This is a genomic window from Devosia sp., assembly GCF_035944845.1.
Taxonomy (GTDB): domain Bacteria; phylum Pseudomonadota; class Alphaproteobacteria; order Rhizobiales; family Devosiaceae; genus Devosia_A.
In genome coordinates this window covers 1-26,070 of record NZ_DASZAW010000131.1, presented here as the reverse complement: position 1 = coordinate 26,070, position 26,070 = coordinate 1, and the positions used below count along the sequence as shown (strand labels likewise).

Sequence of the window (26,070 nt, the reverse complement as noted above, 5' to 3'; positions counted from 1 at the left end):
CCGAAAGGCCGGTAGCTGGTTTCAGTCCTTGCGCACCCATACCGACGCATCGTGGAATGCGGCGCCGCCGAAGGGGCGGACGGGGTCGGAACCGATCAACGTGTTGATACCGACGCCGTTGCGATGCGCCGAGTTCGGGTGGATCCCCTCGGCGATCAGCACGCCCCGCTGCATGCCGGCAAAAAACACGGCCGTCAGCGCCACCTCGCCGCGACGGTTGCCGAGCGTCACCGGATCGCCGTCGGCGATGCCAAGCTCGGCCGCATCATCAGGGTGGATGAACACGGTCGGCTCGGGCTGACGCTTCCGGCTACCGGCGGTTTCGGCGAAGGTCGAGTTGAGAAAGCTGCGCGACGGGCTGGTGGCAAGCCGGAACGGGGTTTCGGCATCGACCCGCTCGGTGACATCCCAGTGGTCGGCGAAGCGCGGCATTTCCTGGGGGTCGCAGACCCAGTTATAGCCCTTGAGCCGCCCCACCGCGTTCCAATCCGGCGCGAAGCGATAGCGCTTGTCCGGCCAGGCGAAACCATCGGCGAAGCGCGCCTTCTCGTCGGGCCAGGCGCCATCGATGAAGCCCGATTTTTCGATTTCGTCGAGTTCGCCGAAGCCTGAGCGGCGGAAGGTTTCGGCCACCATCTGGCGATCGGTGAGGTGCATCGAGGGGTGATCGGTGCCGAGGCGGTGGAGCAGCTCGTTGACCACCTCGAAGTTGGAGCGGCACTCGCCGGGGGCGTCGACCAGCTTCGGGCCGTAGAGCAGCCGGGTATGGCCGCCGCGCCGGTAATAGTCGTTATGCTCGAGGAACATGGTGGCCGGCAGCACGATGTCGGCGAACCTGGCCGTATCGGTCATGAACTGTTCGTGCACCACGGTGAACAGGTCGTCGCGCGCGAAGCCGGCACGGGTCAGCCCCTGCTCCGGACTGACATTGACCGGGTTGGTGTTCTGGATGAACAGCGCCTTGACAGGGCCGCCGCCCTTCAACGCCTTGGCATCACCGGTCAGCACCTTGCCGATCTCGGACATGTCGAGTTCGCGCCCACCCGGCCCCATCTCGGCGCCGGTGATCATCGACTTGTCGAGCTTCCACGAGCCGGAGTTGGAGTGGAAGGCGCCGCCGCCATGGTGCTGCCAGGAGCCAGTCATCGCCGCGACCGAGAGCGCCGCATGCATCGAGGTCGAGCCGTTGCGCTGGCGGGTAAAGCCGTAGCCGAGGCGGAAATAGGTTCGGGGCGTGGTGCCGACCAGACGGGCGAAGGCCTCGATCTCGGCGACGGTGAGCCCGGTGATCGTGGCTGCCCATTCTGGCGTGCAGGTCGCGAGATGGGCCTCGAACTCGGGTGAGAAATCGGTGTATTCCGCCATGTAGGCGCGGTCGGCGAGGCCGTCGCGCAGCAGGATGTGCATCACCGCCACGGCCAGCGCCCCATCCGTGCCGGGGCGCACGACGAGCGCCATGTCGGCCTGCTCCATGGTGCCGTTGCGGTAGATATCGATGGCGACGATCTTCGCCCCGCGCTCCTTGCGGGCACGAATGGCGTGGGTCATCACGTTGACCTGGGTGGCGACCGCATTGGTGCCCCAGATGACGACGCAATCGCTGTCGGCCATCGACTCGGGGTTGGGGCCGGCGAGTACACCGGTGCCGGCGATGAAACCGGGCCAGGCGGTGCCGGTGCAGATGGTGTCATATTGCAGCGAATAGCCGCGGGCGTGCCGCAGCCGCTCGATGCCGTCGCGATGCACGTGGCCCATGGTGCCGGCGTAGAAGTAAGGCCAGATCGCCTCGGGGCCATCGGTGCGCTCGATCTCGAGCCAGCGCGCGACGATCTCGTCGAAGGCCTCGTCCCAACTGATCTGCTGGAATTCGCCGGAGCCCTTTTTGCCAATGCGGCGAAGGGGATGGGTCAGTCGGTTCGGGTGATGAATCCGCTCGGCATAGCGCGCCACCTTCTCGCAGATGACGCCAGCGGTGTACGGATCGTCCTTGGCGCCGCGCACCCGGCCGATGGTTCGCGCGTCGATCACTTCGACATCCAGCGCACAGGTCGAGGGGCAATCGTGCGGGCAGACCGAACGGGCGGTGCGGGGTGTGGTGATGGCGTTCATGGCGCGGAGATTTATCACGGGGGATGGGGCGGCAACAGGGTGGCGGTTGCCCACGTGGCGAGCCACAGCGCGTGTCGGTGGATCGAATGCCGAAACAATAGGCAGCACAGGTGGCCGCGACAGCATCGATCGGCGGAATCCACGCTTATCCATGCGCCTGAGGCATCCCCCACATGCGAACGGTTGCGTTCCCGTATCGCGGGCCGAGGCGGAGCCTTGAGGGATACTCCGGGAGGATTTTCAGCATGGCCTATTATCCACCTAGCATCGATCCGGACGCGCTCGACGGCAGCGACGGCTTCAACATTACCGGCGCCACGACCGACGACAGGCTGGGGACCAGCGTCGAGAACGCCGGCGACGTCAACGGCGATGGTTTCGACGATATCATCGTCAGCGGCCGCGACCGGCTAGGCGGTACCGTCTACAACTATGTCGTCTTCGGCTCGGCCACGCCGTTTCCGGCCAGTTTCAACATCACCGAACTCGATGGCAGCAACGGTTTCGCGATCGATACGGTGGACAAGCCCTGGTACGTCCAGGCCGCCGGCGACATCAACGGCGACGGCTACGACGACCTGATGGTGGGGACCACCAACGACACCGACCAGTATGGCTACGAGGACGTACATGTCGTCTTCGGCAAGGCGGATGGGTTCGAACCGTATTTCTGGCTCGAGCAGCTTGACGGCGAGAACGGCTTTACGCTCAACGGGCCGCCGCGATCGACCGCCAGCTACACCATCGCCTCGGCCGGCGACACCAATGGCGACGGCTTCGACGACGTGCTGATCACCACCGACTACGAGGCCCGGCTGCTGCTTGGCCAGGCGGACGGCTTTGCGGCGGATGCGATCGTCACCGACGCCACCACATCGATCTTCAGGCAGCTGGAGCGCGGGTACGAGCCCCCATCCGGTATCGGCGATATCAATGGCGACGGGTACGGCGACGTCGCCGTCGGAGAAGCAGTGATTTTCGGCGGCGCCGACGGATTTCCCGCCGACCTCACCGTCGACCTGCTCGACGGCAGTAACGGCTTCCGGCTCGACCCCGATGTCACCCGCTCGGTCGCGGCGGCAGGCGATGTGAACGGCGACGGCATCGACGACTTCATCGTCGGCAACCCGAACGCCAGGCCGCATGGCCACATCGATGGCGGGCAAGCCTATGTGGTGTTCGGCAAGGCGGATGGGTTCGACGCTTCGCTCGACCTCGAGGCGCTCGACGGCAGTGACGGCTTCGTCATCCGCGGCCCTACCCTGTCTCGGCTTGGGGTCGAGGTGGCGGGCGCCGGGGACGTCAACGGCGACGGTTTCGACGATGTGCTGGTGCAGACCGGCTATGGCCGGGCGCATGTGGTGTTCGGCCGGGCAACGTTCCACACGCCGGGATTCGATGTCGATGATCTCGACGGTCGCAATGGCTTCGAGATCGACAGCTCCGACCCCTATTCCGGTTTCGAAGACGTTGCCGGGCTCGGCGACTTAAACGGCGACGGCTTTGCTGACTTCGCCTTCGGCAACAGCAATGCCAGCCCGGGCGGCCTCTATCTCTCGGGAACCACGGCGGTCGTGTTCGGGCTGAAGCCCACTGAAGCCGTGACCCGGATCGACGCAGCCGGCGACCAGACAGTGCGCGGCGGGCTCGGCAACGACGTGCTGATCAGTTACGGCGGCGACGACCACCTGATCGGCGATGTGGGCAATGACTCGCTGCGCAGCGTCGCGGGCGCAGACACGCTCGAAGGCGGCCTCGGCAACGACGAGTATTTCGTGTTCGCCGACCGGAGCGACACCATCATCGATAGCGGCGGCATCGACACGATCCGCGCCACGACGCACTGGGACCTCGCCGGCAATCCCGAGATCGAGAACCTGGTGCTCGCCGATGCGGGCGACTGGCACGTGAACGGCAACAGCCTCAACAACCGACTGGTCGGCGGCTTTGGCGACAACGTGCTCTCGGGCGACAATGGCGATGACCGGCTCGAGGGGGGCGGTGGCGACGACATCCTGATCGGTGGCTTTGGCCGCGATGTGCTGATCGGCGGCGCCGGCACGGATCGCTTCGACTTCGCCAGCAACCAGAGCGAGCCGACCGTGGGCCGCGATGTGATCGTCGACTTCGAAGCGGGCGGGCTGATCAACCTTGCGGGCGTCGATGCGAACGTCTGGCGCAACGGCAACCAGGCCTTCACCTTCATCGGCGATGGCGAGTTCACCGGCAAGTGGGGGCAGTTGCGCTACGACTACTTCACCTTCACCAACGGCGAGGTGGTGACCATCATCGAGGGTGACCTCGACGGCGACGGGGACGCCGATTTCGGCCTCGAACTGCGCGACCAGCATGTGCTGACGGCGGGCGACTTCATTCTCTAGATCTTTCACCGTTTCGAGTGAAACGGTGAAAAGATCCAGGTCATTGATTTGGTCGCGCTTTCGAACCGGAAAAGTCTGCAACTTTTCCTGAAAGCGCTCTGAGGGAGAGTTCCATGGCCTACATCATGGGCACCGACGCGCCCGAGACGCTCACCGGCAGCGATGCCAACGACTCTATCCTCGGGTTTGCCGGGGATGATCACATCCTCGGGCTCGGTGGCAGCGACCAGCTGTTCGGGCATGGCGGCGCCGACCTGCTCGAGGGTGGCCTTGGGGATGACATCTACCAGCTTATCGACGATCGCTCCGACACCATCATCGATATCGGTGGCGTGGACACCATCCGCGCAACCGTGGCGATCGATCTCGAGGATTATCCCGAGATCGAGAACCTCACCATGGCCATCGACTATTCCGGCCGCCCGCTGCTGGGAAACGCGTCGGACAACGAACTGATCGACTGGGGCGGCAGCAACCGGCTCGAAGGGCGCGACGGCGATGACTATCTCAACGCCGGGGCCGGCAATGACCTGTTGATCGGCGGGCTCGGTACGGAGTTCATGCTCGGCGGACAGGGCCGGGATCGCTTCGACTTTCGCAATGTCGAGGAGATCGGCATGGGCGAGACGACGCGCGACGTGATCTGGGATTTCAAGCCGACGGCGGACAAGATCAACCTGGGGTCGATCGACGCCAACGAGCATTTTGCCGGCAACCAGGCATTTCAGTTGCTGGGCTTTGCCGAGTTCACCGGCAAGGCCGGCGAGTTGCGCTGGGTCTACGAACAGCGTGCCGACCTTTCCGCCGTAACGCTGGTTGAAGGCGATACGGACGGTGACGGCGTGGCGGATTTCCAGCTCGAACTGAATGGCCGACTGCCAATGTACGCGGCCGATTTCATCCTCTAGATCATTGCGGCTGCGCCGGCTGCGGATGGCGCTCAGACGGCAAGCGGCAGAAAGACGGTGAAGATCGTGCCGCCGCCCGGGCGATCCGTGACGGTGATGCGGCCGCCATGGCGATCGAGAATCTGCCTGACGATCGCCAGCCCAAGCCCGGTGCCGCCGTGCGAGCGGCTGCGCGAGCCCTCGATGCGGTAGAAGGGCTCGAAGATCAGCTCGCGTTCGCCGAGCGGAATGCCCGGACCACGGTCGGCAATGGCAACGACAGCTTCGGTGGCGGTGGCAGTCACGCTGACATCGGCCTGCCGACCGTAGGCGATGGCGTTGCCCACCAGGTTGTGGAGCACACGGCGGAGCGCCGGCTCGCCGATGGCGACCTCGAGCGGAGGGTGGCCGGACCAGGCCAATTCCGGACGATCGGCGCGTATGCCGTCGAGGGTGGCACCGATATCGGCGCGGCCCTCGCCGGGTTTGTCGGCGAGCGAGGCAAACTCCAGTGCCTGCTCGACCAGCGCCTGCATGGCCTCGACATCGGCAACGGCCTGATCGCGACCCGGCGAGGGCGGCATGAGTTCGAGGCGAAGGCGGAGCTTGGTCACCTGGGTTCGCAGATCGTGCGACATGCCCGCGAGGATGAGGGCGCGATCGCGGATCAGCGCGGCGATCTGGTGCTGCATGGCATTGGTGGCCCCGATCAGCGAACGAAGATCGGATGCGCCGCGCGGCTCGAGCTCGCGCGGGGATACGGTCCGGGCGAAGGCCTCGACATTGGCGGTAAGAGCGGCCAGTGGCCGGGTTTCTCGCAGGACAAGGACGACGGCGACGCCAAGCACGAGGAGGCCGACCAGCGCGGCAAGGGCCGCCAGAATCCCGCCATAGACGTAGGAATCGACCTCGCCTGCAGGGTTGATGACCAGATAGGCGCCGCCCTCCAGCGCCACGGTAATCCGCAGGTGCCGACCGACCAGGCGAGCGAACGGGCCGTCGCCCTCGCCACGGGCAGAGCGCACGTTGCTCACCTCGACGCGGTCGCGATCGAGCCCTTCGGCCGCAATCCGGTCGGCGGTGATGCGGGCACTCCATCCGAGCAGCAGGCCACCGGGATCAGGCGCCGGTGGGCTATCCACAACGGCGACGTCGAAGCGAGCGTTGTTGAGCAGATCGAGCGCTAGGCTGCGGCGAAGCGGCGGCAGGCGATCGAACAAACGGACCAGGCTGACCACCTGGCGGGCAAAGGAGGGGCGAATACCACCCAGGGTGAAACCGTCATCGCGCGTCACCTGCACGGCGAACGCTGCGATCTGGAGCAGGAAGATGGCGCCGGTGACAATCAGCACCAGCCGCAGCGACAGGGGGAGGCCGCGCATCAGGCGTCCTCGACCGGCATGGCGAAGAGATAGCCGCCGTTGCGCACTGTCGTGATGGCGTCGACGACGCTCGGTGCAACCGGGGCGAGGCGAGCGCGCAGGCGCGAGACGGTGACATCGATGGTGCGATCGAACGGATCGGCGGTGCGGCCACGCGTCCAGTCGAGCAACTGGTCGCGGGAGAGGACGCGGCGCGGCCGTTCGATGAAGCAGGCGAGCAGGTCGTACTCGGCGGTGGTGAGGGGCACCAGCGTACCGGCGCGGGTGGCGATGGCGCGGCCATCGAGGTCGATGATGAGTTCGCCCACCGCCTTGCGGCGCGAGACCGGCACGGCGGGCGGCACCAGGGCCGCCGAGCGCCGGAGCTGGGCGCGGATGCGCGCGAGCAGCTCGCGGGGATTGAAAGGCTTGCCGAGGTAGTCGTCGGCGCCGACTTCCAGCCCGACGATCTTGTCAACGTCGTCCGACCTGGCCGTCAGCATGATGATCGGAACCATGCTCTCGATGCGGATGCGGCGACAGACGGAAAAGCCGTCCTCGCCGGGCAGCATGATGTCGAGGACAACCAGCGCCGGCGCAAAGCTCGCAATGGTCTGCGTCGCCAGCCGGCCAGTATCGAGGGTGCGCACATCATAGCCCTCACGCGTGAGGAACTCGGCGAGCAATGCCCGCAGGTCAGGATCGTCCTCGATGACGAGCAGGCGTGCTGGGTCCATGAAGCGGCCGGTTGTCTGATCTGTCGCGCTGTCGAGCAATTAGGTCGGCGATACGTCGCCCCAAGCGCTGTAGCGGTTACACCGATGAGGCGGCAACCGCCGAGCTGCCGCTGTTACAAATCGTTACACGAGGGCGCCCGCGTGCAACAGCGGCGCAAAGACCCGGGCGCATCGTCTCCCCATCGAAACCAGGAGACCAGAAATGCGAAAACTCATCGTCGTCCTTACCCTTGCCACGGCAGCCATCGTGGGAGGCGCTGGCAGCGCCTCCGCCTGGGAACGCAAGGTGACCATCGACACTGACCGCGGCACACTTAGCCGCTCGGCAGAGGTCTACTGCTTCCAGGGCGCGTGCTATCGCGAAACCGAGCTTACCGGCGTCAACGGCAACACGCTGAAGCGCTCGGGCATGTGCGTCCGCGTCGCCTATGAGCAATGGGATTGCAAGGGAACGGTGACTGGTCCGGCCGGCAACAGCCACAGCCGCCGGTTCCGCGTCACCGCATACTGATCGGCCACGACCCGGCCGTGGAGCGGGGCAGCCCCCGGAACCCCAACCGCAGGGCTCCCCGCTCATCTTTTCACAGGAGTGCCCAATGAAACGAGGTCTGGTTCTCGCGCTGTCCGGTCTGCTGTTCGCAGCGACGGGGGCGGAGGCAACACAATTGAACCTGATGCAGAAGATGGAACTGCGCCGCGCCTGCCAGCACGACTTCCAATCGTCCTGCGGCGATCAGAAGCCTGGCGAGGGCCGGCTGGCGCAATGCATTCGCGAGAACGCGTCGAAATTCTCCGAGCCCTGCCGAAAAGCCATCGACGAGGCGCGCAGCAACTTCCCCGACGCCACCGATGAGGCGATGGACTATTAGTCCGTCGCCTATTCCTCGGCGCGGATTTTTTTCAGCTCGGCATTGTAGATGCGCAGGCTGAGATAGATGGCGAATGTGAAGCAGACGATGCCGGTGATCTGCGACAGCGGCAGACTGGAAAGCAGCGGCAGATGCTTGGCGATGATCAAGCCAACAACGAGCATGAGGACAGACACGACCTCAGCAGAGCGGAACAGCATGGCTCCCCTTTACTTTCTTTTCGAGATGCGCTGACGCTCGGCGCGGATTAGCTCCGCCTGACGGAGCCCCCACAAATCAGGTTACGGAAAAGCGCAGAAGGTTCCATCAACTTTTCTGTTATCCGGCGTTTTTCATCGGTGAGGCTGGCGCGGAAGCAACAGCTGCCGCGCCGAAGCGCCGATCAACTGACCAGCTTGAGGCCGACAATGCCGGCGACGATCAGCCCGATGCTGGCAAGCCGCAGCGCGGTGGCCGGCTCGTGGAACACCAAAATGCCGAGCACCGCGGTGCCAATGGTGCCGATACCGGTCCAGATGGCGTAGCCCGTGCCGACCGGCAGATCGCGCAGGGCGATGCCAAGCAGCACGATGCTGGCGACCATCGCCGCCACGGTAACGGCCGTCGGTCCGAGCCGCGTGAAGCCTTCGGTATATTTGAGGCCGATGGCCCAGACGATTTCCAGCAGGCCGGCAATGGTGAGGTAAACCCACGCCATGGGAGGAGCTCCTTGAACGTGGGCCGTCCCGCCTGACGATGGGAAGTGTCGGGGTCGTCCCCAACGGGAGCGATATAGGCCCGGGGCGCGCCATTGAGAAGTGCCTGGGGGTACCGATCTGCCAGCCCGGGACTGGCACGGTCATCACAAGCTGAACGCTCCCTGAACAGGTTTGATCGCACGGGCGATGGAATGCTGTTTTTGGGTCTGGAAGCGGGTTTTTGCCTTGTGTAGGAGACCCCCAGTCGCACCCGCCGGGGGGCCGGGCGATGTTCATGTCACTGCATAGCCGAGGACGCATATGCACCCCCTGATCTGGCGAGCCCCCCTCGCCCGCGCACTTGCTGCGCTCGGATTTATTGCCTTCTCATTGCCTACCCTCGCGGCCAGCGGCAAGGCGCTGGGCGTCGACCCGGCCGCCGCGGTCGAGACCAAAACCGACAGCAAGGCGCTGACGGTCGGGGCCGACATCTTCATCGGCGACCGGGTGGTCACCGGCGCCAAGGGCCAGGTCCAGATCAAGTTCACCGACCAGACCGAACTGGTGGTCGGGCCGAACTCGGCACTGCTGATCGAGGACTACCTGCTGCGCAACGACGAGTCGGCGGGCAAGTTCGCCATCAACGCGTTGTCGGGAACCTTCCGCTTCACTACCGGCCGGGCGCCGAAGGATCGCTACATCATCAAGACGCCGACGGGTACGATCGGCGTGCGCGGCACCTCGTTCGACTTCAACTCGGCGACTGGGGAAACTCGGGTGCTGCTCTATCACGGCCAGGTGGTGCTCTGTAATCTCGACAACGCCTGCGTGACGCTCGATGACACCTGCGAATTGGGGGCCTACGACCTCGGCAAGTCCGAAATCCTCGGGCACACGGACGACTTCAAGGGCGCCGCCCGTGAGGACCTGAAGGCCGAGTTCAGGTATGCGCGGTCGCAGGCGCCACTGCTCGGGGCGTTCCGCGTCGAGGAGGCCAAGGAATGTTTCCAGAAGGGCTTTGTGGCCGACACTCCGCGGAGCCTGATCTATGGGGACAGCGGCACCGCTCCCCGGCTCGAGCCGGTGACCGACCCCGTGCCGCCGCCAGATGATGTCCCACCACCGGATGGCGACGGCGACAGTTGCTGGCCCGACGACAGCGTTCCCGGCGGCGAATTCTGCCTTTAGTCGTCGAAACTCCTGTGGATCACAAACGGCGCCGACATTTCACCCACGCTGGCGCTCGCCCCAGGACTTGTGTACTAGACGTTCCAAGTACGCTCGCCGGGGGGCTGGGCGATCTTCATGGTAATACACTATCGAGGCTCCAGATGTACAAGATGATATGGCGACCCCTCCTCGCCTGCGCGTTGGTTGCGTTCGCACTTTTATCCCACGCCACCGCATCGATTGCCGCCAGCGGCAAGGCGCTGGGTGTCGACCCCGCTGCCGCTGTCGAGACCAAGGCCGACAGCAAGACGCTGACGGTCGGGGCCGACATCTTCATCGGCGACCGGGTGGTCACCGGTGCCAAGGGTCAGGTGCAGATCAAGTTCAGCGACCAGACCGAACTGGTGGTCGGCCCCAACTCGGCGCTGCTGATCGAGGATTACCTGCTGCGCAACGACGAGTCGGCCGGCAAGTTTGCCATCAATGCGCTGTCGGGCACGTTCCGGTTTACTACCGGCCGGGCGCCGAAGGACCGTTATGTCATCAAGACCCCGACGGGCACCATCGGGGTGCGCGGGACGTCGTTCGATTTCAACTCGGCGACCCAGGAAACCCGGGTGCTGCTCTATCATGGGCAAGTTGTGCTCTGTAACCTCGACAACACCTGCGTGACGCTGGACGACACCTGCGAACTTGGGGCCTATGATCTCGGAAAGTCCGAGATTCTCGGCCACACCGACGACTTCAAGGGGGCCGCGCGCGAAGACTTGAAAGCCGAGTTCAAGTATGCGCAGTCGCAGGCTCCGCTGCTCGGCGCCTTCCGCGTCGAGGAGGCCAAGGAGTGCTTCCAGAAGGGCTTTGTGGCCGACACACCGCGCAGTCTCATTTATGGCGACAGTGGCGACGCACCGCAGTTCGTGCCAGATCCCGGCAACCAGGAACCGCCGCCGGAACAGTGCGATTGCGACCTGTATTGTTGCGACTAGCGAGAGCCGCGGTCAAATTTCTTGGTCATCCTCCCCGACTCTGTCTTAGGGATCGTCGCCGAGGAGACTATTGATTCGCGACGCGCCTGAACCACGCCTGCCGATGGCGGCGCTTGTTTCCGCCAGCCTGTTGTCGATCGGCGTCGGATACGCCTCGACGGCGCCCTATGACGCGATCATCGCGATCGACGCCTTAAAGGTCGGGCACGGCGATTTCGCCCTGATCCTGACGGTGGCCTCGATCGTCGGCGTCGTCGCGTCAGTGGCGCTCGGCTGGCTGTCGGACCGGATCGGCGACCGTCGGCTGCTGATGCTGGCGACGGCGCTGCTCGGCGCCGCCGGCATGGGGCTGATGTACTGGTTGCGCAGCCCGCTGGCCTTCGTCATCGCCTATTGCGTGATCCTGCCATTCGGCAACTCGGCGTTCAGCCAGACCTTCGCCTATGCCCGGGTCTACTACGACCAGACCCGCCCCAAGGACGCCGAGTTCCGCATCACCGTGCTGCGCTCGATCTATGCGGCGTCGTGGGTGATGGTGCCACCGCTCGCCGGCTGGATCGCTGCGGTCTACAACGTGTTCGACGTCTACCTCCTGGCGGCCGTGGCCTATCTCGTCTGTGGCGCCATCTCACTGGTGATGCTGGCCGACCCCGCCACCCGCGTTATCTCATCGCCGCCCAAGCCCAGAGCCGATGGCGCGGGCGGGATTGCCTTGCCGATGCTGGTTGGTATCTGCGGCATCCTGCTGATCAACGTGGCGATCAAGGTCAGCGGCACGGCGACGCCGCTGGCGATGGTCAGCCATTTCGGAGGCAGTATCGGCGATGTCGGTATCGCCGCAGGGATCGGGGCGTTCCTGGAGATCCCGCTGATGCTGGCCTGGGGCTTCCTCGGCCGCCGCTTCAGGAAGCACACCCTGATCGCAGCGGGAGCGCTGATCTACGCGCTTTACCAGGTGCTGCTGACGCAGGCGGGCGGGGTCACCGAGGTGTTCTGGCTGCAGGTGCCGCGGGCGATCGCTATCGCGGTGCTGATGAGCGTCCCGATCAGCTACATGCAGGAGGCAATCCGAGGCCGCGTGGGCCTGTCGACATCTTTGCTCGACGTGACGGTGGTGGCGTCCGGCATGCTATCGGCCGGGATCTTCGGCCTGGTCGCGGCACCGGGTCGATACCTTGAATTGTTCTGGGTCGCGGCCGTGCTGGCTACGGCCGGGGCGGCAGTGCTGCTGGTCGCGCACAACGTGCTGCAACGCCAACCGGCGGCACAGCATTGACAGTGGATGCCGTCCGGGCAAGCTCCGCGAAGAGGAGACACCCCAATGGATGAGGCAAAGCCCGAGCATGTCGTGACCCGCCTGCGCTCGACCCTGCGGCTGCTCTACCACGGCAGTTCGACCATGGCGCTGCGGTTCCAGTTCGCGGTGTTGCTGGTCGATCTGGCGATCATCGCCTTTTTCATCGCGACGCCCTTGCTGCGCGACCGGCCGAGCTTCATCTGGTTCGACATCGCGGTGGCAGTGCTGCTGATTGCCGACCTCGTGGCGCGCGCCCTGGCCTCGACCGATCCGCTGCGCTGGCTCCGGCAGCCGACGACGATCGTCGACATCTTCATCCTCGTCACGCTGCTGCTGCCGGCATGGCTCGCCAATTTCGGCTTCCTGCGCATCCTGAGGCTATGGACGCTGTCAAAAAGCGGCGTGCTGTGGCGGCCGCTGAAGAAGTTCAAGCTGACGCAATATCGCGAACAGGGCGAGGCGATCGTCAACATCGTGACGTTCCTGTTCCTCGTCTCGGGGTTCGTGCTGACCTTTTTTGGCAGCCCCGATTCCGGCATTGAGGGCTACGTCGACGCGCTCTACTTCACCGTCACCTCGGTAACGACCACGGGCTATGGCGATGTGACGCTGCCAGGCACGGCCGGCAAGCTCACCTCGATCGCGGTGATGATTGTTGGCATCACGCTGTTCGTGCGGTTGGCGCAATCGCTGTTTCGACCGCACAAGGTGTTCTTCCCCTGCCCGCAATGCGGGTTGCAGCGGCACGAACCGGACGCGGTGCACTGCAAGGCCTGCGGACATGTGCTGAATATCCCCGATCCCGGGAACTGACGGACTGTCCGCTGCGAGGTGCGAGAAGGCGGATCAGGGGGCCGTGCAAGGAGTGTGTAGCGCGACCGGAGCGCGGCGACGGGCGACACAGTACGCGGAGAGATACCCCTCCTCCGGCCTTCGGCCACCTTCTCCCACAAGGGGAGAAGGCAAGAGGTGCCATCAACAGGAGGAAGGACCTAACCCCCATACAAGTCGAAGGGTCTCCTTCCCCCTGGGGGGAAGGGACAGAGGCAGGGGGTCGGCTTCGCTCCAGCGCGGGTCTTGTCCCGCGGGCTACATCTCGTCGAAGGGCACGCCGCCCCTCGACTTGCTGTCCTTCGGACTTTCGACGATCTGCACCACGACGCGTTCGGCCGGCACGTTGAAGTTCTTCACCACCGCGTCGGTGATGTCCTTCATCAACGCTTTCTTGCTCTCTTTCGAGCGGCCCTCGACGATGTGGACGAGAATCTCGGGCACGTCAGGCCTTGATGGTCTTTGGCTTCGCCTTGGCTTTCGGCTTGTCCTTGTCCTTGGCCTTGGTGACCTTGGCTGCGGCGCTGGCCTCTGCCTCGCGGATCTTGGCCACGGACGTCCCCATGTGGCCCCAGTTCTTGTTGTCGACCTCTTCGATGACCACGAAGGTGTATTCCGGCTTCTTGTTCAGGATCCGGACCAGCATCTCGGTGGTCTCTTTGTAAATCTGCAGTTTCTGCTCGTAGGTCGCGCCGTCGGTGATTTCGATACGGACATAAGGCATGGTTTCCTCCCCAAACGCCGGGGGGAGGATGCGGCAGCCGAGGTACGTTCGTCAACCGAGCGGATCGTAGCCCTTCTTCGGCTTCTTGCGGGGGGCGGTCCCGGCGGCGTCGGCCGGCGGGTCGCGCTTCTCGCGGTTCTTGTATTTCGGCTTGCCCTTGTCCTTGGGATTCACCTTCGGCTTCTCGGTAGGCTTCCTGTTGAACAGCACCGGCTCACGCGTGGCCGGCGGCGCGTCTAAGGCTACCGGCGGGGTGATCTCGCGGGCCGGCTTGGTGGCGAGCTTGGCACCCCTGTCCGAGCGGACCTTGTAGCGCGGACCATCGTCGCGGGCCGGGCGCTCCTCGCGCGGCTGGTAGCGCGGAGCGGCATCGTCGCGCTTGTTGAAGCGCGGGGCGCTGTCTCGGTTGAACTTCTTCCTGTTTGCCGTCGAGGGCGGACCGGAAGCGGCAATGGTAGTGTTGGCCTCGATCTGTCCGCCGATGCGGCCGATCGCGGCAGCGAAGGCGTCGCCCTTGTCAGCGGCAATCTCGAAGCGGGTCTCGGTGTCGAGAATCTTGATCGAGCCGACATCGCGCTTGGTGACGTCGCCGGCCTTGCAGATCATCGGCAGCAGCCACTTGGGATCGGCGCGGCGGTTGCGGCCGATCGACAGGGTGAACCAACGGCCGTCCTGCATCGGCTCGGGTTTGCCGCGGGGCGCACCATCTTCGTCAACGAAGCGCTTGTCGCGGCGGGGCGGCTTCTCGTTGAACGCCGGGATCGGCTGCTCGGACACCTCCTCAGGGGCCGGGCGCGCCGCCAGTTCGCGGCGGATATAGGCCGCGGCGAGCTGTTCCGGCGTCAGGCGCTCGAGCAGTTCAGCGACGAATGGCGCTTCGATCTCGTTCGGCGCGGTGACAGCCACCGCGGTAGCGATGATCTGCTCGCGGTTGCGGGCGTCGATCTCGGCGATGGTCGGGGCGCCTCGGGAGGTGGCTTCGAGGTTGGCCGCGCGCAGCACGCGTGCGGCGGCGCTGCGGCGGTGCAGCGGCACGATCAGCGCGCAGATGCCCTTGCGTCCGGCGCGGCCGGTGCGCCCGGAGCGGTGCAGCAATGTTTCCGGGTTGGACGGCACATCGGCGTGAATGACGAGATCGAGATTGGGCAGGTCGATGCCGCGGGCGGCGACATCGGTGGCGACGCAGACACGAGCCCGGCCGTCGCGCATCGCCTGCAACGCGTTGGAGCGCTCGGCCTGGGTCAGTTCACCCGACAGCGCTACTACCGGGAAGCCGCGGTTGGCGAGGCGGGCGGTCAGATGCTTCACCGACTCGCGGGTATGGCAGAAGACGATGGTGTTGGAGCTGTCATGCAGCAGCAGCATGTTGATGACGGCGTGCTCGCGCTCGTCGTTGCGCACCACGACCTGCTGGTACTCGATGTCGGCGTGCTGCTCGCCGGCGCTGGTGGCGACGAGGCGGAGTGCATCGCGCTGGAACGTCTTGGCGAGGTCGGCAATGGCGCGCGGCACCGTGGCCGAGAACAACAGGGTCCGGCGCGTTTCGGGCGCCGCTTCGAGGATGAACTCGAGGTCCTCGCGGAAGCCGAGGTCGAGCATCTCGTCGGCTTCGTCGAGCACCACCGCCCGGACCTGGCTGAGATCGAGGGCCCCCTTCGAAATGTGATCGCGCAACCGCCCGGGCGTGCCGACGACGATATGGGCGCCGCGCTCCAGCGCCCGCCGCTCGGTGCGGATGTCCATGCCCCCTACCCCGGCCGCGATCTGCGCCCCGGTCTCGGCGTAGAGCCACTGCAACTCGCGCTGCACCTGCAGGGCCAGTTCGCGGGTCGGAGCGATCAGCAGCGCCAACGGCGCGCTCGCGGGCTCGAACCGTTCAGCCTCGCCCAGCAGCGTCGGGGCGATCGCCATGCCGAAAGCCACGGTCTTGCCCGAGCCGGTTTGCGCCGACACCAGAAGGTCGCGCTCGGCGGCCTCGGCCGCGAGGACGCTCAGCTGTACCGGGGTCAGCGTGTCGTAGCCGCGGGCCGTGAGGGCGGCGGCGAGCGCGGGATGGATGGTCTCGGGAAGGTTCACGGGGTGCATCTTTGCTGTTTGCTCGATGAGTATAGCACCCACCGGGTCATTCCCGCGAAAGCGGGAACCTCTGTTTGTGGCCTGCGGCGCGATCGCAAACGGAGGTCCCCGCTTTCGCGGGGATGACATCGTGGTTGCGGCACTAGCAAAACAAAAGGGCCGCCCGGAGGCGGCCCTCGGAAAATCGTCGTCTAGCCGGCGATCAGCCGACGATCTCGTCGTCGGCAAAGAAGAACTTGATCTCTTCCTTGGCAGTCTCGGGAGCGTCCGAACCGTGCACCGAGTTCTCGCCGACCGAAACGGCGTAGAGCTTGCGGATGGTGCCCTCGGCGGCGTTGGCCGGGTTGGTGGCGCCCATCACTTCGCGGTTCTTCAGGATGGCGTTCTCGCCTTCCAGCACCTGCACGACCACCGGACCCGAGGTCATGGTCTCGACCAGCTCGCCAAAGAACGGGCGTTCCTTGTGCACGGCGTAGAAGCCCTCGGCCTGAGCGCGGGTCATCTTGATCTTCTTCAGCGCGACCGGACGGAGGCCGTTCTTTTCGAACACGGCAAGGATGTTGCCGATCAGGTTGCGGCGGACCGCGTCGGGCTTGATGATGGAGAAGGTGCGCTCAATGGCCATGTGTCTGGTCCTTGGAGTAGGTCTGAATTGGGTGCGGCCTTCTAACGGGAAGGCGTGACGGGCGCAAGACGGGCGTTCTGTCACCTGCACTGCAGCAAGTGGAGGGCCAATGGGCTCCGGATACACTATTCGCCCGGCAAGGGCCGATGATCAGCCGGCTCTGGTCGCTATCGTCTGGAAGACGGTGATGGCAAGTGAACGCGATCGCGACACGCTACTGGCGCACCCAGAAGCGGTGCAGGTGCCGGTCGAGCAGTTGACGCCTGCAACGGCGTGCGTGGCCGACGCCGCCGGCACCACCGCCGGTTTCGCCGTCGTGCTGCCGAGGCCGGATGGGGATGCGGAACTCGACGGGCTGTTCGTCGATCCGGCCATGCAGCGCCTCGGCATCGGGCGCCGGCTGATCGAACGGACCAAGGAATTGGCCAGGGCCATGGGTGCGTCGACGCTGCACGTCGTCGCCGGCGAGGACGCCCTCGCCTTCTACCGGTCGGTCGGCTTCATCGAGACCGGGGTGACCGAGACGCAGTTCGGCAAGGCACCGGTCATGCTTCTGAACCTCAACAAGGATTAGTCCTTCGACGCCGGCGGCAGGCCCACCCGCCCGTGCCCAGCCCTCTGACACCACGGTCAAAACCGGAGTAGGATGGCAGCGGGCTTAACCGGAGGGGACAAATGTCTTCTGTGGTGTCTGCGCATACGCCGCATGGCGATACTACGACCACCCGACGTGGCAGCCGGCCATGGACCGACAGGCGGCTTCAGGTCGGCTCGCTGATCGTGGTGATCGCCCTGGCGATCGCAGCGACTGACTATGCCGGGTTCAGCTACGCCTGGTCACATTTCTTCAGCAGCAGTGAGACCAACTCATCGGCATCGACGAGCGAGGTGTTCGGTGGCCTCAAGTCGAAGTTCCGCGACTACAATACGTACTCACGCGACATGTTCCTGATGGAGGAGCGCAGCAAAGTCGATGCGCCCTACCTCGCAACCATCGCGAGGCTGTTGGAGAACCCCGCTGAACGTGACGGCGCCGGCCCGATGATCGAGGCTTTCGCGGACCTGCAGAGGGCGCTCGACCTCGAGCAATCCTGCACGGCCGGCTATCCGTGGTCGACGCCGGTCTGGAGCGCAAGACGCGACATCGATACGATGGCCGATGGCAGCAAGCTGGTCGCGCTCGACCTGTTCTTCTGCCTGTTCACGGTGCCCAGGGACGAAAGCGGCATCGTTCGATACCCGATCGCCACCGTCACGCTTACGGCGGACGAGAGCCGGCAACTGTCTTCGATCTACTCCCATGTCAGCGCCGACGAGGTGAGGAACGGGTTGCGATGGCTAGAGGCTGTTGTGAGTGGCGAAGTCGCTCATCTCAAGCGCCTCCTCGAGCTGAGGAACGCGTCGACATCGTCATTGTCGGATGAGATCGACGACCTCCTGCAACGCTATCTGCGGACCAACCAGGCGGCGTTCGAGCAAGGCGTGGCGATGACGCTGATCCGCGCCTTGCTGCTGACTGTCCTGATTGTGCTGGCGGCTGTGTCGCTCGGGCTCGCGCAGCGCGACCGACCGAAATGACAGGGCCGGCGAGCCGCCCTTGCCTCGATTGAGTGCCCTACTCCGTCGGCACCGGCGGCACGCAATCCGGGGAGTGCGGCGCGATCTCGACCTTGCCCTTGGCCTGCACTTCGCCGCCCGGGCTCACCAGTTGCACCTCGAGGGCAGTGACGTCGTCGACGGCGTTGATGGCGCTGGCGTGGGGCACCTTCACCACCTGCATGGTGCAGACTTCGGCAGTGGGGACGACCGGGATGGTGACCGTCGCCGTGCCGGAATCGACCAGGTCGACACTGCCGTTGCCGGTCTTCTCGCAGGCGCCGCCATCATAGCTGAAGCTGAGCGACACCAGCTCGGCATCGAGGCGACAGGCCTTGAGATCATTCAGCGGCGCCAGCTCCTGGGCAAGGGCCACGCTGGAAACGAGGCACAGCGCGAGGGTGGCAGGAACGAGGCGCATTGGACTTCTCCGGGTTCTCAGTCTATTGGGTCGCTTCGATTTGACCCATCTCACCAGTAACGCATTCCGCGCGCCGCGGATGCATCGGCCGCGCCATGTTGACCATTACCGACCTTAGCTATCGCATCCAGGGCCGCCCCCTGTTCGAGAACGCCAACCTTGTCCTGCCTGACGGTTCGAAGACCGGTTTCGTAGGCAAGAACGGCACCGGCAAGACCACGCTGTTCCAGCTGATCCTTGGGCAGATCTCGCCCGAGGGCGGCACGATCGAGGTCAACAAGAAGGCCCGCATCGGCGCGGTGGCGCAGGAAGCCGTGGCGAGCGACATCAGCGTGCTCGACGTGGTGCTGTCGGCCGACAAGGAGCGTACGGCGCTGCTGGCGGAGGCCGAGACGGCGACCGACCCGCACCGGATCGGTGACATCCACACACGGCTCGCCGAGATCGACGCGCATACCGCTGAAGCACGGGCCTCGACCATTCTGAAAGGCCTTGGCTTCGAAAAGGACCGGCAGTTGGGGCCAACCTCGGAGCTGTCGGGCGGCTGGCGCATGCGGGTGTCGCTGGCCGGCGTCCTGTTTTCGCAGCCCGACCTGTTGCTGCTCGACGAGCCGACCAACTACCTCGATCTCGAAGGCACGCTGTGGCTCGAGAAGTACCTCGCGACCTATCCCTATACCGTGTTCATGATCAGCCACGACCGTGACCTGCTGAACAAGGCGGTGAACTCGATCGCGCATCTCGAGCACCGGAAGCTCACCTTTTACAAAGGCAACTACGACACGTTCGAAGAGACGCGCCGGATGCAGATGGAGCTCAACAACAAGAGCCGCGAGAAGACCCTCGACCAGATCGCGCACCTGCAGAAATTCGTCGACCGCTTCAAGGCCAAGGCCACCAAGGCCAAACAGGCGCAGGCGCGCGTCAAGATGATCGCCAAGCTGAAGCCGCCGGCGGCGATGTTCGACGAGAGCTCGTCGCCGTTCAATTTCCCCGACCCCAAGAAGGTCCCGGCCTCGCCGATGATGACCTTCGACAACGTGTCGGTGGGCTATGGCGACAAGGTGATCCTGAGGCACATCACCAACCGGATCGATCCGGACGACCGCATCGCGCTGATCGGCGTCAACGGCAACGGCAAGTCGACCTTCGCCAAACTGCTGTCGGGCGACCTGAGGCCGATGGGCGGCGAGATGCGCAAGGGCAAGGGGCTGGAGATCGCCTATTTCGCCCAGCATCAGCTCGACAAACTGAAGCCGGAGCAGACGCCGTTCGAGCATGTGATCGACCTGATGCCGTATGACAGCGAGGCCAAGCGCCGCTCGCGGGTGGCGCAGATGGGGCTCACCACCTCGCGCATGGACACCAAGGTGAAGAACCTTTCGGGTGGCGAGCGGGCGCGCCTCCTGCTCGGGCTCATCACCTTTGGCGGGCCGGGGATGCTGATCCTCGACGAGCCGACCAACCATCTCGATATCGACAGCCGCGACGCGCTGGTGGCGGCGCTCAACGATTACTCGGGTGCCGTGCTGATCATCAGCCACGACCGGCACCTGATCGACGCCACCGTCGACAAGCTGTGGATCGCGCAGAACGGCACCATCGAAGAGTTCGACGAGGATCTCGACACCTATCAGCGGCTGCTGACCTCCAACAGCGCCAGCAAAGGCAGCAAGAAGGAGGCCGCCCCGGTGCTCGAGGACCGCAAGACGGCCCGGCAGGATGCGGCGGCCAAACGCGCCGAAGTGGCGCCGCTGCGCAAGTCGATCAAGGATCTCGAACAAAAGCTCGGGCGGCTCAGGACCGAACTGGCACGGGTGGATGGCTTCCTCGCCGACCCCAAGACCTATGACGGTGCGCCCGAGCGGGTGATCCTGCTCGGCAAGGACAAGGCGCGCTTCGAAGGCGAAATCGCCAAGATCGAGGAAAGCTGGTTGACGCTCAGCGAAGAGCTTGAGCAGGCCGAGAGGGCGATGGGATGACGGCGATGACCGCAAGCGAGATTGTCGGCCTGTTGGGGCTGGAGCCGCATATCGAAGGTGGTTTCTATCGCCAGACTTTTGCCGACGAGACCGATGCGGGCGGCCGGCCGCGCTCGACCCTGATCTATTACCTGCTGACCGACCGGCAATCGGGCGCCTGGCACCGGGTGGACTCGACCGAGGTGTGGCACTGGTACGCCGGGGCGCCGATGACGATCGGCATCTCCCGCGACGGCAAGAGTGTGACGGAGCATCAGCTGGGCAACGACCTCGTCACCGGCGAGCGCCCGCAGGTGGTGATCCCACGCGGCGCCTGGCAGCAGGCGACCTGCCTCGGCGACTGGTCGCTGGTGGGGTGTACGGTGGCGCCGGGGTTCCAGTTCTCGAAATTCGAGCAGGCGGAAGACGGGTGGGAGCCGGGCTGACCGCAAAGCCGGTGCAGGCTGACCCCCACCCCTGTCCCCTCCCCCTAAACATGGGGAGGGAGACGCTCTCACTAATGGCGGTGTTTTGGTCTCCCTCCCCATGTTTAGGGGGAGGGGACAGGGGTGGGGGTCAGCAGTCGCCGGCCGATCCGGCGGCGCCCTACCCTTTCTTCGCCCAGCGGCCGTTGCCGTCCTGTTGCCAGTAGGTCACTTCGTTGCCGTCGCGCAGCGCTTTCCAGGCAGCTCGCGCCTCAGTCACCGCATCGGGGTCGTGGCCGGAGAACATGAAGACGATGCGCTGGTAGCCATCACCCGACAGCGGCACGGCGCGGTCGACGAAGAAGCGGACTTCGGCATTATTGGGGTTATGCGGCCGAGTGGTGATCAGCACCGGCTGCAGATGATCGGCATCGCCGCCTGCCAGCGAATGTGGCAGGAAGCTGTCGTCGCGATAGGTCCAGAGCATGTCGTCGAGCACCCTCGCCCGCTCGTCGCTGGCGGTTTCGACCACAACGCTCCAGCCGCGTTCCAGCGATTTTTCGAGCAGCACCGGCAGCACGCGCTCGAGCGGCTGGCTTTCGAGGTGGTAGAACAGGATCTCGGTCACGCAACCCCCTCCGTCGGCGGTACGGCGCCGTGCCGCAACGCCAGTGCAGTCAGCGTCTCGGCAAGCAGTCTCGCCGGGCGGTCCATGCCGCGGACCGGAATATTGGCCAGGCCCGCGGCGGGCTGGCGGAACCCGGCGGTGCCGGCGCGATAAGGACTGAGACGGGTCTCGCGCGGCGTCTTCAGGGCTAGCAGGACGCCACCGCCACCGGGGGCCGGCGCAACTTCCACCACCTCGTTCCAGGCGATCGGCGTGTCGGTGACGCGGCGATCGAACACGCCATGCTCGTCGATCGTCAGTACCGGATGCGCGAGGCGAAGGTCACCAATCACCACGCTTGCCACTGCGAGGAAGAACGTCGCGACGGCCAAGGTCGGCAGCGCCAGCAACGTCAGCTCCACGCTCGGGTGCATCCCGAGCAGGCCGACGAGGCTGGCCAACAACAGGCCGCTGGGCAGCAGCGCCACCAGCCCGGCGAACAGCGCAATCGCCGCGATCGGCAGCAGCCACAGGCGCGACGGATTGGCGATGAGCGGCAGCTCTGGCAAGGCGCCGGTCATTTGGCCTCGTAGTTGTCGCGCACCAGCCGATCGAGCAGCGCCACGCCAAAGCCGGAGGCCCAGGCCGTGTTGGTCTCGCTGCTGGGCGAGGCGAGCGCCACTGCCGCAATATCGAGATGCGCCCACGGCACGTCGTTGACGAAGCGGGCGAGGAACTGCGCGGCGGTGATCGAACCGGCCGGGCGGCCGCCCGAGTTCTTGATATCGGCGAAACGGCTGTCGATCTGCTTGTCGTAAGCGGCGCCCATCGGCAGGCGCCAGAGTTTCTCGCCGGTGGCGAGGCCGGCGGCGAGCAGCCGGGCCGAGAGGTCGTCGTTGTTGGAGAAGAGCCCCGCGTGATCGTTGCCGAGCGCCACACCGATGGCGCCGGTGAGCGTTGCGAGGTTGATCATGAACTTCGGCTTGAAGCGATCCTGCGTGTACCAGAGGGCGTCGGCGAGGACGAGGCGGCCCTCAGCGTCGGTGTTGACGATCTCGATGGTGGTGCCGCTCATGGCGGTGAGGATGTCCCCCGGGCGGTAGGCGGTACCAGAGGGCATATTCTCGACGAGACCGATGACACCGATGGCGTTCACCCTGGCCTTGCGGGCCGCGAGCGCATGCATCAGGCCGGTGACGGCGGCAGCGCCTCCCATGTCGCCCTTCATATCCTCCATGCCGAGGCCGGGTTTCAGCGAAATACCGCCGGAATCGAACACCACACCCTTGCCGATGAAGGCGATGGGCTGTTCCTTCGCCTTGCCGCCGTTCCAGCGCATGATGACGAGGCGGGGCGGCCGGGCCGAGCCCTGCGCAACCCCGAGCAGCGCATGCATGCCGAGCTTGCGCATCGCCTTTTCGTCGAGCTGTTCGATTTCGACTCCGAGGTCGGCGAGCTTTGCGGCTTCGGCGGCGAACTCAAGCGTACCCAGGACGTTGGGCGGCAGGTGAATCAGGTCGCGGGCGAGCAGCGTCCCCTCCGCGGTCGCCTGACGGTCGGCAATGGCCTTGTCGACGGCCGCCCTGCCATCGACGTGCAACGTCACCGTCAGCGTGCTGTCGCCATTGTCGTCGACCCGGGCTGGCTTGTAGCGATCGAACTTGTAGTGGCGGAGCCGGAGGCCGGCAGCGAGTTCGCCGATGCGCTCGGTGGTCGCTTCGGCGTCGTCGAGCAGGATGGCGGCCTTGGTTGCCTTGATGCCCAAGAGCTTGCCGGCGAGCGAACCGCCGCGGTCGGTCCAGGCTGACAGGCCCGCGTCAGGCGCCGACTTGCCGCTGCCGAGCAACAGCAGCCGGTCGGCCGCGACTCCGGCCGGCGCCAACAGGTCGATCACTTGCCCCTGCTTACCCTTGAAGCCGGCGGCGGTGGCGACCTTCTGCCAGTCGAGCCCTGTCGCTTTCCAGACGTCGGCCGCGCCTCCCGCCGGGGCAGCGCCCTCGGCGACATAGACGACCAGCGTTCCCGTCGCCTGCAGCGGCAGGGTGGCGGTCTTGATCTCGATCCGGTTCGGCATGGGAAAATACCTTGTGGCAATGGGGCGGACACTGTCCGTGAAGAGCAGGCCCACGACTGATAGTGGCTACGCCCGTCGCGTCAATCCCGCAACATCCCCGGGGGCAATGGTCACGTCCCTGCCCCATTGGCTTGCCAAGCCGGGGCCGGGGCGGGCAAAGTCCGCCCGGTTCATCCGCCGGGGGCAGTCCGGGAGGCTGGGCGCGCGTCGGAACCCGTTTATCAGCATGACCCGGCTAGGCACTTATCTTTTCAGGCTTTTTGCCGCCGAGGCCGCCGCGCTTTTCGGGGTCGCGCTGACCATTTTGTACCTCGTGCAGTTGCTTAGAATCGTCGAAGTCGGGGCGGTCCGCGATCGCGGGCTGGGAACGCTGTTCTGGCAGACGATCCTCGGACTGCCTCCGCTTTCCATAGCCTTTCTCTATGTCTGCCTCGCCATCGGGCTGGCGCGGGCGCTGCGGGCGATGCAGGGCTCGCGCGAGCTCCACATCATCCACGTCTCGCAGCGCCTGCCGGTGCTGCTCGGGACGATTCTCAGCTATGCCGCCGTCGGGACGCTCCTGGTGTGGCTGCTGGGCCATGTGATCGCCCCGATTGCCGGCCGGGAGAACAACCTGATCAAGGCGCAGGCAGCAGCGGACCTGGTGGGGCGCTCGCTGGTCCCCAACCGCTTTGCCGAACTCGGCGACGGCGTGACGATCACCGTGGGCGGCCGCGGCGCAGATGGCGAGATCACCTCGTTTTTCGCCGACGACCGGCGCGACGCCGAGACGCGGCGCACCTATATTGCCGACTCGGCAGTGATCACGGCGGACGAGCTGGGTTATGTGCTGCAACTCGAGGACGGCACCATCCAGTACCGCACCGCGGACGGACAGTTTTCCGAAATCTCGTTCGAGCGCTACGACATCGCGCTCGAACGGCTGACCGGCGACGAAGATACCGGCGACCGGCGCGGCGACCAGACCACATACGGACTCATCGCTCGCGGCCTCAGCGCGGGCGAAATGCCCAGCGAAGACCAACGGCACATCGCCGAGCGGACTGCCGATGGCCTGCGGGTGCTGGCGCTCTGCCTGTTCGTCGCGGCCATCAGCGCATTCCCCTCCGGCCGCCGCCGAGAGCCGATCCTGCCGGTAGAGATCACGGTGCTCGGCGCGGTGCTGTTCGAACGTTCAGTCACCTCCTACGCACCTGTTCCCGGCTGGGCGCACGAACTCACCGGCGTCGTGGTCCTGATCGTCATCGCCATCGCGATGCTCGTCTATCGATTGCGGCTGCTCGCGCCCCTGCCCCGGGAGGCGCATAGCCGATGAACCGGATCGACTGGATCATCGTCAGGCGGCTGGCGAGCAATGTGGGGCTGACACTGGTGGTGCTGTTCGGCATCGTGCTGCTGGTCGAGTCACTCAATACCACCCGCTTCGCCGCCCTGGCGGCGACCGGAGGCGCGCCGCTGGCGCTGGCAGCCGTGGCGCTGGCAGCGGCCCGGTGGATTATCGATACGCTGCCGCTCACCTTCCTCGTGGGCACCGTCGCTGGCCTGCTGAACCTGCAGGCGACGCGGGAGATGACCGTGATCAAGGCTTCGGGCCGCTCGGTCTGGCGGGTGATGATCGCGCCGCTGGCGGTCACCCTTGCGGGCGGGGTGCTGGTAACGCTGGTGGTGGATACGGCGGTGATTCAGTTCAACCGCACACTTTCGCCAAGCACCACAAGCGGCGAGGTCGGCCGGGCCGGCACGTTGTGGCTCGATGAACGGCAAGGCGATGTCCACTACATTCTCGAGGCGGGCTATGTGAACCCGTCGGGGATGGCTTTGGGCAGTGTCAACGTGTTCCTGATGGAAACGCCGCGCGACCGGATCGAGGCGGCGTCAGCCGAGCTTGTCGGCAACGAATGGGTGCTGGCGGAGGCGACGCGCTACCGATCCAACGAAATGCCTGAAGCAATGACGGATTTTCGCCTGCCCACGGGCCGCACAGCCGGGGATATGCGCGCCCGGATCGCCTCGGTCAAGGACATGACGGTGTGGGAACTGGCCGGATCACTGGCCGCCCGGCTCACCGATACCCGCGAGCGCGCCGAAACCGAAACGCGGTTCCTCAGGCTCCTGGCACTGCCACTTACGCTGTGTGGCTCGCTGGTCATTGCCTTCGCGTTTACGGCCGGTTATCGAAGGACCAATAAGTATGGTGGGGCGGTGCTTTATGGTATCGTCCTTGGCGTCTTGGTTTATGTCGTGACCGAGATGGCG

General features: G+C 65.4%; 27 protein-coding genes. 14 read left to right on the top strand and 13 right to left on the bottom strand.

The annotated features are described in order from the left end of the window. Positions 1-21 precede the first annotated feature (21 nt). A complete protein-coding gene (locus VGV07_RS25800) occupies positions 22-2,109 on the bottom strand; it encodes a molybdopterin oxidoreductase family protein (RefSeq protein ID WP_326871603.1) in 2,088 nt (695 codons plus the stop codon). A 245-nt stretch (positions 2,110-2,354) separates the two neighbouring features. Here VGV07_RS25800 and VGV07_RS25795 point away from each other — a divergent pair, with 245 nt between their 5' ends. After that, positions 2,355-4,490 carry a hypothetical protein gene (locus VGV07_RS25795; protein WP_326871602.1) on the top strand — a complete coding sequence of 712 codons (2,136 nt, stop codon included), beginning with the start codon at positions 2,355-2,357 and terminating at the stop codon, positions 4,488-4,490. 113 nt (positions 4,491-4,603) lie between these two features. Beyond that, positions 4,604-5,398, top strand: coding sequence for a M10 family metallopeptidase C-terminal domain-containing protein (locus VGV07_RS25790; RefSeq protein WP_326871601.1), 795 nt, complete (start codon positions 4,604-4,606; stop codon positions 5,396-5,398). Between the two features lie 32 nt (positions 5,399-5,430). On the opposite strand, the gene VGV07_RS25785 is transcribed toward VGV07_RS25790, so the two are convergent. Together VGV07_RS25785 and VGV07_RS25780 are read right to left on the bottom strand one after the other, a co-directional pair. Next, entirely contained in the window at positions 5,431-6,759 is a 1,329-nt protein-coding gene (locus tag VGV07_RS25785) for an ATP-binding protein (RefSeq protein ID WP_326871600.1), read from the bottom strand. Further along, entirely contained in the window at positions 6,759-7,475 is a 717-nt protein-coding gene (locus tag VGV07_RS25780; RefSeq protein ID WP_326871599.1) for a response regulator transcription factor, read from the bottom strand. Before VGV07_RS25780 ends, VGV07_RS25785 begins: the two co-directional genes overlap by 1 nt. A 202-nt stretch (positions 7,476-7,677) precedes the next feature. Between VGV07_RS25780 and VGV07_RS25775 the strand changes: the two genes are divergently transcribed. Both VGV07_RS25775 and VGV07_RS25770 read left to right on the top strand, forming a co-directional pair. Then, complete coding sequence (locus tag VGV07_RS25775) at positions 7,678-7,986, top strand: hypothetical protein (protein WP_326871598.1); 309 nt, start codon at positions 7,678-7,680, stop codon at positions 7,984-7,986. A gap of 85 nt (positions 7,987-8,071) precedes the next feature. Continuing rightward, entirely contained in the window at positions 8,072-8,344 is a 273-nt protein-coding gene (locus VGV07_RS25770; protein ID WP_326871597.1) for a hypothetical protein, read from the top strand. A gap of 8 nt (positions 8,345-8,352) precedes the next feature. Here VGV07_RS25770 and VGV07_RS25765 read toward each other — a convergent pair whose 3' ends face one another. Both VGV07_RS25765 and sugE read right to left on the bottom strand, forming a co-directional pair. After that, positions 8,353-8,544 (bottom strand): hypothetical protein, encoded by a 192-nt coding sequence (locus VGV07_RS25765; RefSeq protein ID WP_326871596.1) that lies wholly within the window; start codon positions 8,542-8,544, stop codon positions 8,353-8,355. Between the two features lie 182 nt (positions 8,545-8,726). Next, positions 8,727-9,041, bottom strand: coding sequence for a quaternary ammonium compound efflux SMR transporter SugE (gene sugE / locus VGV07_RS25760; RefSeq protein ID WP_326871595.1), 315 nt, complete (start codon positions 9,039-9,041; stop codon positions 8,727-8,729). A 301-nt stretch (positions 9,042-9,342) separates the two neighbouring features. Here sugE and VGV07_RS25755 point away from each other — a divergent pair, with 301 nt between their 5' ends. The 4 genes from VGV07_RS25755 (at position 9,343) to VGV07_RS25740 (ending at position 13,287) form a co-directional block, all read left to right on the top strand. Then, the gene (locus VGV07_RS25755; RefSeq protein WP_326871594.1) at positions 9,343-10,209 is read left to right on the top strand and encodes a FecR family protein; all 867 of its coding nucleotides are present in this window, start codon (positions 9,343-9,345) and stop codon (positions 10,207-10,209) included. Between the two features lie 143 nt (positions 10,210-10,352). After that, positions 10,353-11,177: a FecR family protein gene (locus VGV07_RS25750; protein ID WP_326871593.1), complete on the top strand. Its 825-nt coding sequence runs from the start codon at positions 10,353-10,355 to the stop codon at positions 11,175-11,177. Positions 11,178-11,247: 70 nt separating this feature from the next. After that, on the top strand, positions 11,248-12,453 hold the full coding sequence (locus VGV07_RS25745) for a sugar efflux transporter (RefSeq protein ID WP_326871592.1): 1,206 nt from the start codon (positions 11,248-11,250) through the stop codon (positions 12,451-12,453). Positions 12,454-12,498: 45 nt separating this feature from the next. Then, positions 12,499-13,287 carry an ion channel gene (locus tag VGV07_RS25740; protein WP_326871591.1) on the top strand — a complete coding sequence of 263 codons (789 nt, stop codon included), beginning with the start codon at positions 12,499-12,501 and terminating at the stop codon, positions 13,285-13,287. Between the two features lie 276 nt (positions 13,288-13,563). Here the strand turns inward: VGV07_RS25740 and VGV07_RS25735 are convergent, their stop codons facing one another. The 4 genes from VGV07_RS25735 to ndk form a co-directional block, all read right to left on the bottom strand. After that, entirely contained in the window at positions 13,564-13,749 is a 186-nt protein-coding gene (locus VGV07_RS25735) for a 2-hydroxymuconate tautomerase (protein WP_055879248.1), read from the bottom strand. 1 nt (position 13,750) lies between these two features. Continuing rightward, complete coding sequence (locus VGV07_RS25730) at positions 13,751-14,029, bottom strand: 4-oxalocrotonate tautomerase family protein (RefSeq protein ID WP_326871590.1); 279 nt, start codon at positions 14,027-14,029, stop codon at positions 13,751-13,753. A 51-nt stretch (positions 14,030-14,080) separates the two neighbouring features. Continuing rightward, positions 14,081-16,105 (bottom strand): DEAD/DEAH box helicase, encoded by a 2,025-nt coding sequence (locus VGV07_RS25725; protein WP_326871589.1) that lies wholly within the window; start codon positions 16,103-16,105, stop codon positions 14,081-14,083. Between the two features lie 202 nt (positions 16,106-16,307). Further along, the gene (gene ndk, locus VGV07_RS25720) at positions 16,308-16,730 is read right to left on the bottom strand and encodes a nucleoside-diphosphate kinase (RefSeq protein ID WP_326871588.1); all 423 of its coding nucleotides are present in this window, start codon (positions 16,728-16,730) and stop codon (positions 16,308-16,310) included. 109 nt (positions 16,731-16,839) lie between these two features. On the opposite strand from ndk, the gene VGV07_RS25715 reads away from it, so the two are divergent. Next, a complete protein-coding gene (locus VGV07_RS25715; RefSeq protein WP_326871587.1) occupies positions 16,840-17,304 on the top strand; it encodes a GNAT family N-acetyltransferase in 465 nt (154 codons plus the stop codon). Between the two features lie 101 nt (positions 17,305-17,405). Further along, complete coding sequence (locus tag VGV07_RS25710; RefSeq protein WP_326871586.1) at positions 17,406-18,308, top strand: hypothetical protein; 903 nt, start codon at positions 17,406-17,408, stop codon at positions 18,306-18,308. 37 nt (positions 18,309-18,345) lie between these two features. Here the strand turns inward: VGV07_RS25710 and VGV07_RS25705 are convergent, their stop codons facing one another. Next, on the bottom strand, positions 18,346-18,747 hold the full coding sequence (locus tag VGV07_RS25705) for a hypothetical protein (protein ID WP_326871585.1): 402 nt from the start codon (positions 18,745-18,747) through the stop codon (positions 18,346-18,348). A gap of 95 nt (positions 18,748-18,842) precedes the next feature. On the opposite strand from VGV07_RS25705, the gene VGV07_RS25700 reads away from it, so the two are divergent. After that, a complete protein-coding gene (locus VGV07_RS25700) occupies positions 18,843-20,729 on the top strand; it encodes an ABC-F family ATP-binding cassette domain-containing protein (RefSeq protein WP_326871584.1) in 1,887 nt (628 codons plus the stop codon). Beyond that, the gene (locus tag VGV07_RS25695; RefSeq protein ID WP_326871583.1) at positions 20,726-21,154 is read left to right on the top strand and encodes a cupin domain-containing protein; all 429 of its coding nucleotides are present in this window, start codon (positions 20,726-20,728) and stop codon (positions 21,152-21,154) included. Before VGV07_RS25700 ends, VGV07_RS25695 begins: the two co-directional genes overlap by 4 nt. Positions 21,155-21,314: 160 nt before the next feature. Here the strand turns inward: VGV07_RS25695 and VGV07_RS25690 are convergent, their stop codons facing one another. Genes VGV07_RS25690 through VGV07_RS25680 form a run of 3 tightly spaced genes read right to left on the bottom strand, consistent with a single transcriptional unit; the run spans position 21,315 to position 23,814 of the window. Beyond that, positions 21,315-21,761 (bottom strand): DNA polymerase III subunit chi, encoded by a 447-nt coding sequence (locus VGV07_RS25690; RefSeq protein ID WP_326871582.1) that lies wholly within the window; start codon positions 21,759-21,761, stop codon positions 21,315-21,317. Beyond that, a complete protein-coding gene (locus VGV07_RS25685; RefSeq protein WP_326871581.1) occupies positions 21,758-22,321 on the bottom strand; it encodes a hypothetical protein in 564 nt (187 codons plus the stop codon). Before VGV07_RS25685 ends, VGV07_RS25690 begins: the two co-directional genes overlap by 4 nt. Continuing rightward, on the bottom strand, positions 22,318-23,814 hold the full coding sequence (locus VGV07_RS25680) for a leucyl aminopeptidase (RefSeq protein ID WP_326871580.1): 1,497 nt from the start codon (positions 23,812-23,814) through the stop codon (positions 22,318-22,320). The genes VGV07_RS25685 and VGV07_RS25680 overlap by 4 nt, the downstream gene beginning before the upstream one ends. Positions 23,815-24,040: 226 nt before the next feature. Between VGV07_RS25680 and VGV07_RS25675 the strand changes: the two genes are divergently transcribed. Continuing rightward, positions 24,041-25,129 carry an LptF/LptG family permease gene (locus VGV07_RS25675; RefSeq protein WP_326871579.1) on the top strand — a complete coding sequence of 363 codons (1,089 nt, stop codon included), beginning with the start codon at positions 24,041-24,043 and terminating at the stop codon, positions 25,127-25,129. Beyond that, the coding region (locus tag VGV07_RS25670) for an LptF/LptG family permease (RefSeq protein WP_326871578.1) at positions 25,126-26,070 on the top strand (945 nt) is incomplete at its 3' end. The genes VGV07_RS25675 and VGV07_RS25670, both read left to right, overlap by 4 nt.

Coding starts and splice junctions, on each gene's coding strand:
- VGV07_RS25800 (WP_326871603.1), bottom strand. CDS start 2,109: ATGAACGCCATCACCACACCCCGCACCGCCCGTTCGGTCTGCCCGCAC.
- VGV07_RS25795 (WP_326871602.1), top strand. CDS start 2,355: ATGGCCTATTATCCACCTAGCATCGATCCGGACGCGCTCGACGGCAGC.
- VGV07_RS25790 (WP_326871601.1), top strand. CDS start 4,604: ATGGCCTACATCATGGGCACCGACGCGCCCGAGACGCTCACCGGCAGC.
- VGV07_RS25785 (WP_326871600.1), bottom strand. CDS start 6,759: ATGCGCGGCCTCCCCCTGTCGCTGCGGCTGGTGCTGATTGTCACCGGC.
- VGV07_RS25780 (WP_326871599.1), bottom strand. CDS start 7,475: ATGGACCCAGCACGCCTGCTCGTCATCGAGGACGATCCTGACCTGCGG.
- VGV07_RS25775 (WP_326871598.1), top strand. CDS start 7,678: ATGCGAAAACTCATCGTCGTCCTTACCCTTGCCACGGCAGCCATCGTG.
- VGV07_RS25770 (WP_326871597.1), top strand. CDS start 8,072: ATGAAACGAGGTCTGGTTCTCGCGCTGTCCGGTCTGCTGTTCGCAGCG.
- VGV07_RS25765 (WP_326871596.1), bottom strand. CDS start 8,544: ATGCTGTTCCGCTCTGCTGAGGTCGTGTCTGTCCTCATGCTCGTTGTT.
- sugE (WP_326871595.1), bottom strand. CDS start 9,041: ATGGCGTGGGTTTACCTCACCATTGCCGGCCTGCTGGAAATCGTCTGG.
- VGV07_RS25755 (WP_326871594.1), top strand. CDS start 9,343: ATGCACCCCCTGATCTGGCGAGCCCCCCTCGCCCGCGCACTTGCTGCG.
- VGV07_RS25750 (WP_326871593.1), top strand. CDS start 10,353: ATGTACAAGATGATATGGCGACCCCTCCTCGCCTGCGCGTTGGTTGCG.
- VGV07_RS25740 (WP_326871591.1), top strand. CDS start 12,499: ATGGATGAGGCAAAGCCCGAGCATGTCGTGACCCGCCTGCGCTCGACC.
- VGV07_RS25730 (WP_326871590.1), bottom strand. CDS start 14,029: ATGCCTTATGTCCGTATCGAAATCACCGACGGCGCGACCTACGAGCAG.
- ndk (WP_326871588.1), bottom strand. CDS start 16,730: ATGGCCATTGAGCGCACCTTCTCCATCATCAAGCCCGACGCGGTCCGC.
- VGV07_RS25715 (WP_326871587.1), top strand. CDS start 16,840: ATGGGCTCCGGATACACTATTCGCCCGGCAAGGGCCGATGATCAGCCG.
- VGV07_RS25710 (WP_326871586.1), top strand. CDS start 17,406: ATGTCTTCTGTGGTGTCTGCGCATACGCCGCATGGCGATACTACGACC.
- VGV07_RS25705 (WP_326871585.1), bottom strand. CDS start 18,747: ATGCGCCTCGTTCCTGCCACCCTCGCGCTGTGCCTCGTTTCCAGCGTG.
- VGV07_RS25700 (WP_326871584.1), top strand. CDS start 18,843: ATGTTGACCATTACCGACCTTAGCTATCGCATCCAGGGCCGCCCCCTG.
- VGV07_RS25695 (WP_326871583.1), top strand. CDS start 20,726: ATGACGGCGATGACCGCAAGCGAGATTGTCGGCCTGTTGGGGCTGGAG.
- VGV07_RS25685 (WP_326871581.1), bottom strand. CDS start 22,321: ATGACCGGCGCCTTGCCAGAGCTGCCGCTCATCGCCAATCCGTCGCGC.
- VGV07_RS25680 (WP_326871580.1), bottom strand. CDS start 23,814: ATGCCGAACCGGATCGAGATCAAGACCGCCACCCTGCCGCTGCAGGCG.
- VGV07_RS25675 (WP_326871579.1), top strand. CDS start 24,041: ATGACCCGGCTAGGCACTTATCTTTTCAGGCTTTTTGCCGCCGAGGCC.